The 11971-nt window shown below is 56.7% G+C and carries 9 protein-coding genes; 8 read left to right on the forward strand and 1 reads right to left on the reverse strand.

The annotated features are described in order from the left end of the window. Positions 1 to 145 precede the first annotated feature (145 nt). From ACM6I0_RS13480 to ACM6I0_RS13515, 8 genes are all read left to right on the forward strand, one after another. Positions 146 to 1456 carry a flavin-containing monooxygenase gene (locus tag ACM6I0_RS13480; protein ID WP_285436308.1) on the forward strand — a complete coding sequence of 437 codons (1311 nt, stop codon included), beginning with the start codon at positions 146 to 148 and terminating at the stop codon, positions 1454 to 1456. A gap of 24 nt (positions 1457 to 1480) precedes the next feature. Beyond that, the gene (locus tag ACM6I0_RS13485; protein ID WP_017338215.1) at positions 1481 to 1897 is read left to right on the forward strand and encodes a RidA family protein; all 417 of its coding nucleotides are present in this window, start codon (positions 1481 to 1483) and stop codon (positions 1895 to 1897) included. Between the two features lie 166 nt (positions 1898 to 2063). Then, complete coding sequence (locus tag ACM6I0_RS13490) at positions 2064 to 2741, forward strand: DUF1028 domain-containing protein (protein ID WP_259154334.1); 678 nt, start codon at positions 2064 to 2066, stop codon at positions 2739 to 2741. After that, entirely contained in the window at positions 2738 to 3886 is a 1149-nt protein-coding gene (argE, locus tag ACM6I0_RS13495; protein WP_414922511.1) for an acetylornithine deacetylase, read from the forward strand. The genes ACM6I0_RS13490 and argE overlap by 4 nt, the downstream gene beginning before the upstream one ends. Before the next feature lie 321 nt (positions 3887 to 4207). Further along, positions 4208 to 5623 (forward strand): purine-cytosine permease family protein, encoded by a 1416-nt coding sequence (locus ACM6I0_RS13500; RefSeq protein ID WP_222586076.1) that lies wholly within the window; start codon positions 4208 to 4210, stop codon positions 5621 to 5623. 171 nt (positions 5624 to 5794) lie between these two features. Continuing rightward, positions 5795 to 7489 (forward strand): phospholipase D-like domain-containing protein, encoded by a 1695-nt coding sequence (locus ACM6I0_RS13505; RefSeq protein ID WP_414922512.1) that lies wholly within the window; start codon positions 5795 to 5797, stop codon positions 7487 to 7489. 179 nt (positions 7490 to 7668) lie between these two features. Beyond that, entirely contained in the window at positions 7669 to 7887 is a 219-nt protein-coding gene (locus tag ACM6I0_RS13510; protein WP_259154328.1) for a PLD nuclease N-terminal domain-containing protein, read from the forward strand. A gap of 686 nt (positions 7888 to 8573) precedes the next feature. Further along, positions 8574 to 8867: a fructose-bisphosphate aldolase gene (locus tag ACM6I0_RS13515; RefSeq protein WP_414922513.1), complete on the forward strand. Its 294-nt coding sequence runs from the start codon at positions 8574 to 8576 to the stop codon at positions 8865 to 8867. 334 nt (positions 8868 to 9201) lie between these two features. Here ACM6I0_RS13515 and ACM6I0_RS13520 read toward each other — a convergent pair whose 3' ends face one another. After that, complete coding sequence (locus tag ACM6I0_RS13520; protein WP_414922514.1) at positions 9202 to 11757, reverse strand: ATP-binding protein; 2556 nt, start codon at positions 11755 to 11757, stop codon at positions 9202 to 9204. Positions 11758 to 11971: the final 214 nt, after the last annotated feature.

Here is an 11971-nt window from a genome sequence, read left to right on the forward strand (position 1 = left end):
GCGCTTAGGCAAACGCTCTGCCTCAGTTATTTATACTCAAATGCCAGCTTAATAATATTTTACCGATACCAGGGTCATCCCTAGTCTTGAGCCCAAGAAATGGCAGGTCGTTCGCGACCGAACTCCAACTTCGAAGGGTATTGAGATGACCTCTGAAACAATAAAAACAGATACGCTGATTGTTGGCGCCGGTCAGGCTGGCGTGGCCATGAGTGAACACTTGAGCAAACTCGGCGTGCCGCACCTGGTGCTGGAGCGCAACCGTATTGCCGAGCGCTGGCGCACCGGGCGCTGGGATTCGCTGGTCGCCAACGGTCCGGCGTGGCATGACCGCTTTCCTGGCCTTGATTTCGACGACCTCAGCCCGGACGAATTTGCGCCCAAAGAACGCGTCGCCGATTACTTCGAAGCCTACGCTAAGAAATTCAACGCGCCGATCCGCACTGGCGTGGACGTGCTGAAAGTCGAGCGCAACGTCGGCCGCCCGGGTTTCACCATCGAAACCTCTGAAGGCGTGATCGAAGCCAACCGCGTGGTGGCGGCGACCGGGCCTTTCCAGCGGCCGGTTATCCCGCCGATTGCACCGAACGACCAGCCTTTCCTGCAGATCCACTCAGCGGACTACCGCAACCCGGCGCAACTGCCCGAAGGCGCTGTGTTGGTGGTCGGCGCGGGCTCGTCCGGCGTGCAGATCGCCGATGAATTACAGCGCGCCGGCAAGAAGGTTTACCTCTCCGTCGGCGCCCACGACCGCCCACCTCGCGCTTATCGCAACCGGGATTTCTGCTGGTGGCTGGGCGTGCTGGGCGAGTGGGACCAAGCGGCGATGAAACCGGGTCGCGAACACGTCACCATCGCGGTGAGCGGCGCCCATGGCGGTCGCACCGTGGACTTCCGAGGGCTGGCGCATCGCGGCATGACCCTGGTCGGTCTGACCCAATCGTTCAACGGCGCCGTGGCGACCTTCCAGCCCAACCTGGCCGAGAACCTGGCCCGTGGCGACGAGAACTATCTGGCGCTGCTCAATGCCGCCGATGCCTACATCGAACGCAATGGCCTGGACCTGCCGGAAGAACCGGAAGCGCGCCACACCTTTCCCGATCCAGAGTGTGTGACCCAGCCGATTCTTGAGCTCGACCTGGCCAAGGCCGGCGTGACCTCGATCATCTGGGCCACCGGTTTTGCCACCGACTACAGCTGGCTCAAGGTCAATGCCTTCGACGACAAAGGCAAGCCACAGCATCAGCGCGGCGTGTCGAGCGAGCCGGGGGTGTATTTCCTCGGGCTGCCGTGGCAGTCGCGTCGCGGGTCTTCGTTCATCTGGGGCGTTTGGCACGACGCCAAGTACGTGGCGGATCACATCGCCATCCAGCGTTCCTACCTCGACTACCACGATGCGGCGCAGCGCGCGGTGGAAGCCGTCCCGGTCGCCCATAAAACCACCGTCAGTGCTTAAGCCTTTTTCTGTCAGGAGCTAAAAATGTCCACGCCAACCCATACCCGTATTCGCATGTTCAACACCAAGGAAACCTACCCGAACCAGAGCCTGGACAACGATCTGTGCCAGGCCGTCCGGGCTGGCAACACCGTTTATGTTCGTGGCCAGGTCGGCACCGATTTCGAGGGCAGACTGGTGGGCCTGGGTGACCCGCGTGCGCAAGCCGAGCAAGCCATGCGCAACGTCAAGCAGTTGCTGGAAGAAGCCGGCAGCGACCTTAGCCACATCGTCAAAACCACGACTTACCTGATCGATCCGCGGTATCGCGAGCCGGTGTATCAGGAAGTCGGAAAGTGGCTTAAAGGCGTGTTCCCGATTTCCACCGGGCTGGTGGTGTCGGCACTCGGGCAGCCGCAGTGGTTGATGGAGATTGATGTGATTGCGGTGATTCCTGAGTAAGCAGGCAGACCGAGTCGCGGCCTTCGCGAGCAAGCCCGCTCCCACAGGGGATCTTCAGCGAACAGACAATTTGTGAGCGATACCGATCCAAATGTGGGAGCGGGCTTGCTCGCGAAGGCGCCAGAGCAGACACCACCCTCTCCAAGCCAAACCAAGGAGCAAAACCATGACCTTCTCCATCGCCGCCCGTTGCCCCGAAACCGGTCAGTTCGGCATCGCGATCAGTTCCTCCAGCATCGCCGTCGGCGCCCGTTGCCCCTGGCTGCTGCCGGGTGTCGGTGCGGTCTCCACGCAAAACATCACCCTGCCGTCATTAGGCCCGGACGTCCTCGCCCTGATGGAACAAGGCCTCGCCCCCGCCGAAGCGCTGGACAAGGTGCTCACGCGCAACGGCTACAGCCAATACCGTCAGATCACCGCCATCGACCACCTCGGCCAGACCGCGCATTTCAGCGGCGCGCAAACCCTGGGCAACCACAACGCCGTGTCCGGCGAGCAGTGCGTCGCCGCCGGCAATATGCTCGCGGACCGCTCGGTAATCGAGGCGATGGTCGAGGCATTCGAGCACGGTGAAGGCCAACTCGCTGACCGCTTGCTCGCGGCCATGAAAGCCGCCATCGCCGCCGGCGGTGAGGCCGGGCCGGTGCATTCGGCAGCGCTGGTGGTGGTCGGCGAATTGACCTGGCCGATCATCAACCTGCGGGTCGATTGGGCGGACGAAAACCCCATCGGCGCGTTGGAAAAACTCTGGGACGCGTATCGCCCACAGGTCCAGGACTACATCGACCGCGCCCTCGCGCCCGATAAATCACCGGGCTACGGCGTCGCCGGAGACGACCGATGAGCAGCAGCCGCGATTTGCTGCAAACCCTGGTGGCGTTCGACACCACGAGCCGCGAATCCAACCTGCAACTCATCGAGTTCGTGCGCGACTACCTCGCCGGCTTCGACGTGCCGTGCGAGCTGATCTACAACGAACAACGCAGCAAGGCCAATCTGTTCGCCACGATTGGCCCGGCGCAGTTGCCGGGCATCGTGCTGTCGGGACACACCGACGTGGTGCCGGTCGATGGCCAGCCTTGGACCGTGCCGCCATTCGAACTCACCGAGCGCGACGGCAAACTGTACGGTCGCGGCACGGCGGACATGAAAGGCTACATCGCCTGTGTGCTGGCCCTCGTTCCTTCCCTGGTGAAGGCATCGCTGCGGTTGCCCGTGCACATTGCGCTGTCCTACGACGAAGAAGTCGGCTGCCTCGGCGTGCGTTCGCTGCTGGCGGAACTGCAACAGCGCCCGGTCAAACCGATGCTCTGCATCATTGGCGAACCGACCGAACTGAAACCGGTGCTCGGGCATAAAGGCAAACTGGCGATGCGCTGCGACATTCACGGCCAAGCCTGCCACTCCGCCTACGCGCCGCTCGGGGTCAACGCCATCGAATACGCCGCCGAACTGATCGGTGAACTGGGACGAATCGGCACCCGGCTCAAAGCGCCCGAGCACCACGATGCGCGGTTTGATCCGCCCTTCAGCACCGTACAAACCGGCGTCATCTCCGGAGGCAAAGCGCTGAACATCGTCCCCGCCGATTGCCGCTTCGACTTCGAAATCCGCGCCCTGCCCGCGCATGATCCGAGCGAGGTCGCGCAGTCGCTGCAAGCCTATGCCGAGCAGCACGTATTGCCGCGCATGCGCGCCGTGAGTGAGCAGAGCGACATCCGCTTCAGCGAGTTGTCGGCGTACCCCGGATTGGCAACGGATGCGCGCAGTGAAGCGGCTGAATTGATTGCGACGTTCTGCGGCTCCCGAGAATTCGGCACCGTGGCGTTCGGCACCGAGGGCGGCCTGTTCGACGCGGCCGGAATCCCCACCGTCGTCTGCGGCCCCGGCAGCATGGATCAAGGCCATAAACCGGACGAATTCGTCAGCCTAGAACAACTCAACGCCTGCGACACCATGCTGCAACGGATGCTGCTATCGATCAGTTGATCCACAGTTCAACACACACCACAGATCCCCTGTGGGAGCGAGCTTGCTCGCGATGAGGGCCTGACAGTCAATATTGATTTGACCGACAGTCCGCCATCGCGAGCAAGCTCGCTCCCACAGTATCGCGTCCGTTTCGAGCCCCTGTTCTCCCCAGATTTCCAGCGTCCAAACGGCATACATTTTTTAACGTCTATACCCACAATCTTACTAATTTATCTATCCGCCCCCACCGCACATCATCCACTCCAACAAGAAAAGCGTCGCCCTCGCGTGGCGCTCACCGAAGTACGTCCACGTACTCAAATTGCCTTGGAGTCCGTCATGGTTACCCCTGCAACAACCTCCGCCCCGCTCATCGAAAAACACACCATCGGCTACGTGCCGCCCGAAGATCGCCACGGCAAAACCCGCGACCTGTTCACCCTCTGGTTCGGCGGCAACATCGCGCCGTTGCCCATCGTCACCGGCGCCCTTGGCGTGCAGATGTTTCACCTGAACCTGGTGTGGGGCATCGTCGCCATTCTTGTCGGCCACCTGGTCGGCGGCGTGTTGATGGCGCTGCACTCAGCGCAAGGCCCGCAGATGGGCATCCCGCAAATGATTCAGAGCCGTGCCCAGTTCGGCTCCCTCGGCGCCCTGCTGGTGGTGCTGATTGCCGGCATCATGTACATCGGCTTCTTCGCCTCCAACATTGTCCTTGCCGGCAAGTCCTTGCATGGCGTGGTCGACAGCGTGCCGGTGCCCGTTGGCATCGTCATCGGCGCCCTCGGTTCGGGCATCATCGGCATCATCGGCTACCGCTTCATCCACGTGCTCAACCGCATCGGCACCTGGGTCCTCGGCGCTGGCATCGTGCTCGGTTTCGGCTACATCTTCACCCACGTGCAGACCGCCGATTTCCTCACTCGCGGCAGCTTCAACATCTCCGGCTGGCTGGCCACCGTGTCCCTCGCCGCGCTCTGGCAAATCGCCTTCGCACCGTACGTGTCCGACTACTCGCGCTACCTGCCAGCCAACGTGCCCGTGGCCGCCACGTTCTGGACCACGTACCTGGGCACCGTGCTCGGCTCCAGCCTCTCGTTCATCTTCGGCGCCGTCGCCGTGCTCGCCACGCCCGTGGGCATGGACACCATGGACGCGGTCAAACTCGCCACCGGCTCCATCGGCCCGTTGATGCTGGTGCTGTTTCTGCTCAGCGTCATCAGCCACAACGCCCTCAACCTCTACGGCGCCGTGCTGTCGCTGATCACCCTGGTGCAAACCTTCGCCTACCGCTGGATCCCCACCGCCCAAAGCCGCGCCGTGCTCTCGGTCATCGTCCTCGCCGCGTGCTGCTTCGCCGCCGTCGGCGCCTCGGCCAACTTCATCGGCCACTTCGTCGACATGGTGCTGGTGCTGCTCGTGGTGCTGGTGCCGTGGACCGCGATCAACCTGATCGACTTCTATGCGATTCACAAAGGTCAGTACGACATTGGTTCGATCTTCAAGGTCGACGGCGGCATCTATGGCCGGTACAACCCGCAGGCGTTGCTGGCGTATGCGATCGGCATCGTGGTGCAGATTCCGTTCATGAACACGCCGCTGTACGTCGGGCCGATTTCGGAACACATCAATGGCGCGGACCTGTCGTGGCTGGTGGGCCTGCTGATCACCTCGCCGCTCTACTACTGGCTGGCGAACCGTGACAGCGCGTACAAGCGTCGTCTCTCGACCGGAAAACTCGCCAACAGCCTGTAAAACCCAGGACGCCGAGGGCAGACCACGCCGTGCTCTGCCCTCCCTGCCATACAAATGTCACGAAGCCATCGCCGTCTTGCTCTACGCTGAACCAGGCCAGATAACCTCGCGTCACACACTCGAGTACTTACCATGACTGATTTCATCGCAAGGACGACTGACGGATTCACCATGAAACTTTGGCGCGGCGAGCGCACGTGCATGATCGGCTTCGACGTCGAAGCCCCCGCCGCCACCTTCGTCGGGTTTGCCATTGAGTGCAAATTCCCCGGCGACGCGGACTTCACGCCCCTACCCAATCGCATCGCCTTTGAGTACGACAAACCCACCGCAGAAGCCGTCAGCGGCGCACGAAAGTTTTCGTCGCTCACTGCACCGTTCCAGAAATTTCGCTGGATTCACTTTCCCCACGAAACCGGGCACGGCACGTTCACCTACCGGGGCACCCTGATGCACATGCCCGTGGACGGCCAACTCGTTGCCGGCACGTCCATTGAACTGGCGATTGATCTGGACCCCATCAGCTACGAAGGCATCGTCGATATCGGTTTTACCCGGGGCTTCACCTCTTCCCAGGCCTTTGTTGATCGAGTGCCCAGCGGCATGAACGTCAATGAATACGGAAAGAGCCTGATTCCATCGAAGAGCGAAGACGGTCTCGACCACCCGAAGACCGACCCGGCAATCTACGAGTGGCTGGGTTTTGAAGCCGTCGACATGATCTTCGGCGTGCTCAACGAAGTCCTTGAGGACACCAACACCACGCTCGATGTGCTCGCCTATGACCTCAACGAGCCCGACATTGTCGGTTCATTCGAGAAACTCGGCAGTCGTCTGCGAATCATCATCGACGACGCTGGCGATCACCACGCACCTACCAGCTGCGAGACGAGAGCCGCCATCCGCCTGGCCGCATCCGCTGGCGCGGCCAACGTCCACCGCACTCATTTCAAGGGGCTGCAACACCATAAAGTCCTCATCGCCCGGCGCAATGGCGTGCCTTACAAAGTCCTGTGCGGCTCGACCAACTTCAGTTTTCGAGGCTGCTACGTGCAAAACAACAACGCGCTGCTGTTCTCTGAACCGGCGGTGGCCGCGCTATTCGGTCAAGTCTTCGACGCCTCTTTCAATGACCCGGACCACTTCGCCGACAGCGACCTGGCCAAGAAGTGGCACGTCATCGAAACCCAAGGCCCGCGCCTGCACTTCTGCTTTTCACCCCACGAAAGCGCAAACCTCTCGCTCAGCCCGTTAGGAGGCGCAATAGACCAGGCCACCAGTTCAGTGCTGTTCAACATCGCCTTCCTCAACCTGATCGTTTCGGGCCCCACGTTCGATTCGATCACTCGCCTCTACAAACGACCGATTTTCAGCTACGGCGTCAGCGACAAACCCTCGGGCATGGACGTAACCAAGCCCGATGGCACCTCGGCTGAAGTCGATTTCGAATACCTGGCCAAGAACGCACCGGAACCCTTCCGCAGCGAGTGGGCCGGCGGCAGCGGCGTCTCCGTGCACAACAAATTCGTGGTCACCGACTTCAACCTGCCCAGCGCCAAAGTCTTCACCGGCTCCTCGAACCTCTCCGTTGCCGGCGAACAAAACAACGGCGACCACCTGATCCTGATCGAGGATGGCCGAATTGCGCAGGCCTATGCCATTGAAGCGCTGCTGGTATTCGATCACCTGCACTTTCGCACCGACATGAAAAAGGCCTTCGAACCATCTGCTGGAGGCGTTGCCGGACACCCGCCGCCCATGACGCTGCGCAAACCCACCGCCATCACCGGCCAGCCCGCCTGGTTTGAGGATTACTACGTCCAGGGTTCACAGAAAGAACGTGACCGGCAGTTGTTCTCTCACTGACGACAGCGCTGGCTGACAACCGGAACCCTGTGGGAGCGAGCCTGCTCGCGATGACGCACTGACAGCCAATATCCGTTTGGCCGACAGCCCGCCACCGCGAGCAACGTCTCACCTCCCGAAATTTAATGAACCCTGCCGACCTCCGCCCGCCTAACGAAAGACTATCTGGAGGGTGACCCATGCAAATCGAAACAATCTGGATCGTACTGACAGCCGTTCTGTTACTGATCGAGTTGTGGGCGATCAACCGGGTGCGCAAAGCCCAGGGCAAGTCGAGCAACAAACTGTTATGGATCGTGGTGATCGTGTTCGTGCCACTGATTGGGGTGATCGCGTGGGCAGTCGCGGGACCGAAACACACCGAACACAACCCGCAAGCGCCGCAGGCTGGGCAATGACGTCGGAGCGTTTGCGCTAAAGATCTGGAAACTGCGCGTGATTCCAAACAACAAAGCCCAGACAACCTGAGCTTTGTTGTCATCCCACCACAAGCCCTCTGTAGGAGCTGTCGAGTGAAACGAGGCTGCGATCTCTTGACCTTGACGTCCGAATTTCGCGTAGGAAACAACCCTCTACACCGAAGGACCTAACCCCCCTCAACCGAAGACCGCACCCCACTCCCTACCAAGCGCTTAAACAAAACCAAAATCCCGCAACAACCAGCGAAGCCAGCGTTCGCCTGCACTGCCGCCGCAATCCCGACGCGCACGGTTCATCTGACATTAAACACGTACTGATTTCACGTCTGCGCCTCAGTTGGATACTGCCTGGGACACGAGCGGGAAACCCGGTTTTGCGTCCTACACGGCCGTTTGCAGGCGGTAAAAACGATGCCTATATTCGACCCGTCGCTGACTGTAGTTGGCGATTGGGTTTCGCAGCCCTCAATATTGACACCAAAGTACCGTCAGGCATGATGCAGCCGGCTCCAACTGCAACGTGTTATATGGCGGTTGTGCGTGGGAGACCTTCGGGTCTGCCGGGTCTTGGTGTAAATCCTCCGGTCTGCGAACCCGCGCACAGCTGCCACCACTTTGTTTCGCAGCAAAACGGTGGCAATTCTTCTCTTCTTAGGATTTACACCATGACAACTCAACAACCGCCTCGCCGCTTCACCCCCATGTCCCAACTCGCCACCGAATACCCCGTCCTGCTCATCGACTACGACGCCCCGCTGCGCGAACTCCACAACTGCGTCAGCGAACGCCTCAACGCCGTCCTCAAATACCTCAACCTCATGGCCTGCACCAGCCTCCCTGACTACGCCGAACACGACATCAACACCGTCACTAACATTGCCCGGATTTTGGTTCAGGATGTGAGCGATGTGTTTCGGGTGATTGAGCAGCGTGGGTTTGATACGCCCAACTACCAGTAATCTATTTTCATTCATAAAAAACCCGCGTTGATGCGGGTTTTTTGTTACTTGATCATGTGCTGTAGTTCCGGCTTTTGATTGGACGCTGAAGTCAGAGGATTGTGCCAGGCGACAATCGGCCGGTTGAATCCACAGCCAAAAGTAACCGTTCATGGGCGGGCACGCTTTCGAAAAACAAGTCATACATAAAAATTACCCGACTTTGTTCCCTTAACAATTGCAGGACGACTGGTCCGTGCACTAATAGGTGTAAATACTAGCATCAGATTTCATTGCCATTTACGCCTACCTTTTATGAAAAGGCAGGCGTGCCTGATAATGCTTTGGGTGATGGTTATTTGGTGCGCGTATATATATTGCAGTCTCTATAAATATTTGCGCCAAGAACTTCTCCTATTAAAGCTTGCGTGTCCTCGTCGACATCAAACCCACCCCATGCCTGGCTCAACAAATGCTGTACTGCGTTAAGAACTGAACAAGTATCCCTGTCTGGACCGTTCTGTTCTAGTTTATTAATCCAAAAAACTCCGCCGGACATATCGACTTCGAGAACTTTGTCGTCGCGTTCAAAAAAACTATAAAAATCACGAAAAAGCACCTCATCATCATCGTCATGCGTTATTGTTCCTTCGTGCAGTATGAGGATGTCGGAGTTAAGGCAGTACTGTTGAAGCTCTTCATATGTGCAAGGATTACCTCCTAGCGTTCCCAATGTCAGCGGATCATGTTCTGCTCCATATACTGCCAGCATTACTGAATCCTTAATTGAAATAGATCCTTTATTCAAACTGCTTAATATAGAAGACTGATGATTGGCCCACTTTTTAAGTTCAAGTGTAGACAGGCTAGGAATAGCAGACTGCCTTGCCAAATCGTCTTGTGGACGAACGTTTACAATACCGACAAGGCCAGGTATAAAACCGGCGAATATTCCATTGTAGACACCTATGCCGCTTACATTGGTTGCATAACTTGGATAAGAAACGGTAGCTCTCCCTACAACTTTGCCGGAGGTGTTTTCAATGTCTGTCATGCTTTTCCACGGCCCACCCTTCGACAGGTCTGCATTTACAAATTCACTTGGAGCGATTCGGTGGAGTAAATCCAGGTTGTCAATTTTCGTCCAATCGTTTGCAGTAACTATTTTATGTCGCGTTTCACCCGGGATTCGCACAAACAAGTTTATGTCCAATGCTGGAGCCAACTGAGCACAAACTTCAGGGAATGTAATTTCCACGCGACGACTAGGGGGTTTTTTTGCACACAACTCTTGCAACTTACCATCAAATAGCAATACCGATACACGAGTTCCATGACGTTTCATTTTTTCGTGTTCGAGTGGAGGGCGTAGTGTAGGCCGCTGATGTGTTCCATTGGAAAATTCCAGTAGCCATTGAGCGCTTTCACTTTCCTTAGGTTCAAAACGTCGGGTAGTAATCTTAATGTGTTCGCCAAGCATAAATATCGAAAAAAAGCCTATCCCGAACTTCCCTACTGCCTCGAATTTTTTGGATAAGAGATCTTTCCATTCACTTTGAAGGTCTGCGCTACGCCACAAAGACTTCCCAAAATCGAGAAGGACTTCCGTGAGCACATATCTACTCATTCCTACGCCTGTATCGGTCACATGTAACCACTGTCCCTGAGGAGAGTCCTCAAGCCCAATTTCTAGTTCTCCTTCATCCTCGCCCAGCCCCCCCAGGCTCCTACAGGCTCGGATTGAATCCACAGAATTTTGAATCAATTCTCTCAGGGCGGAAGATGGGTGTTGGCCATAGAGCTTTTCACCTCCAAACCTTTCCACCATATCGTTTATATTAGTGATCTTTATGCTTGTATCGACAGGATGCCAACCTTCCGTCGCAACATTTCTGGCAAAATTTTCCGGGCTGTGTGAGTTCGCTACGGATTTTACTGCAAATCTGGGCCGATGAAATTCTACAAGCAGCCTATCTGCCATTCTCAGCTCTTTATCGACCATTTTCGCTGTATCGTAAGCGAGCCACCAAGCATCTTGCTCATCAATTGGAAAACTTGAGCCAGAATAGCAAAGCTCAGCTCGTATTATATCCGGATCTCTTTTAGGACTATTAAGCTTAGTCTGGAAGTTCCAGTGCGCGAGTGAAACTCCAGTCGGATTGACTAGTGCTTGGAGAAAGCGTGGAGCTCGTTGAGAGTCTATATGTGCCGCATCCGCCGTCCGTAACAGTAGGGCAAGTTTTAGAACATCAATTGTCCATGGCGCCGGTCCTAAATAGGCGGGCGGCATGATTTTTTTCTGATGTAAATGTTCTAATTGATGATGCGAATGCCAATGACTCTCTGCAATCTCTCCTATTACCTCAGCGTATGCTCTGCGGAGATCATCTTGAGGAAGCAGGTAAATCTTTTCTTTTCCATTTGATACGCTCCATGACTGACGGGCGAGCACCCTAGCCTGCTTAGGGTGCAGCGAACGAAGAACTTCAAATAAAACTTGTTGAAACTGATCAGTACCTTTAATGAGAACGCTGCTGTTATAACCAAGGACAGAGCAGTACATTTCCCACTCAGGCAATGCCATTATCTCGTCCATACCACCAGGATACGCCGCTATGCAGTGCGCAGAGTCATGAAGTAAAAATGCTCCGCCCAATACAAACGCTTCTGCAGGATTGAGACAATAATCAGGCCCTGCAATCTCAGAAGCGGTCCACCACAGCGCATCGATATGAGTGATGTCATGGACAGTAAGTGAAGGCATATCTTTATGAATCTGCGCTACCAGCATGGACACTCGATCGCGAAAATCCATGAAAGCAGACGCAAGCATGGTCCGCTGCTTGTCGAACCCGTCGCGCGCCTCATTGAAAGCCTTACACCAAAGAGGTGACTGCTGATAATTTTCCATGTTGTTAATAGCGCTCCGATGTGTTGGGGGGGGGGCATATACGGTATACATATCGATAGAGGAATGGCCAATCGCCACTCTTGAGGGTATGCTAGTTGATTGGCATTGTCAGCATCGATCATCAATGACTTTGATTTCGTTTTGGAAGGAAAAAATTGCAAAACAAGGATGAGCACGCTGAGATGACGGACAATTAGCAGCCTGATTCGAGGCC

The organism is Pseudomonas sp. IT-P294 (assembly GCF_949767865.1).
Taxonomy (GTDB): Bacteria; Pseudomonadota; Gammaproteobacteria; order Pseudomonadales; family Pseudomonadaceae; genus Aquipseudomonas.

Excerpts from the sequence above, each read along its gene's own strand:
- ACM6I0_RS13515 (WP_414922513.1), top strand. The coding sequence starts at position 8,574 with ATGACAACTCAACAACCGCCTCGCCGCTTCACCCCCATGTCCCAACTC.
- ACM6I0_RS13505 (WP_414922512.1), top strand. The coding sequence starts at position 5,795 with ATGAAACTTTGGCGCGGCGAGCGCACGTGCATGATCGGCTTCGACGTC.
- ACM6I0_RS13510 (WP_259154328.1), top strand. The coding sequence starts at position 7,669 with ATGCAAATCGAAACAATCTGGATCGTACTGACAGCCGTTCTGTTACTG.
- ACM6I0_RS13485 (WP_017338215.1), top strand. The coding sequence starts at position 1,481 with ATGTCCACGCCAACCCATACCCGTATTCGCATGTTCAACACCAAGGAA.
- ACM6I0_RS13480 (WP_285436308.1), top strand. The coding sequence starts at position 146 with ATGACCTCTGAAACAATAAAAACAGATACGCTGATTGTTGGCGCCGGT.
- argE (WP_414922511.1), top strand. The coding sequence starts at position 2,738 with ATGAGCAGCAGCCGCGATTTGCTGCAAACCCTGGTGGCGTTCGACACC.
- ACM6I0_RS13520 (WP_414922514.1), bottom strand. The coding sequence starts at position 11,757 with ATGGAAAATTATCAGCAGTCACCTCTTTGGTGTAAGGCTTTCAATGAG.
- ACM6I0_RS13490 (WP_259154334.1), top strand. The coding sequence starts at position 2,064 with ATGACCTTCTCCATCGCCGCCCGTTGCCCCGAAACCGGTCAGTTCGGC.
- ACM6I0_RS13500 (WP_222586076.1), top strand. The coding sequence starts at position 4,208 with ATGGTTACCCCTGCAACAACCTCCGCCCCGCTCATCGAAAAACACACC.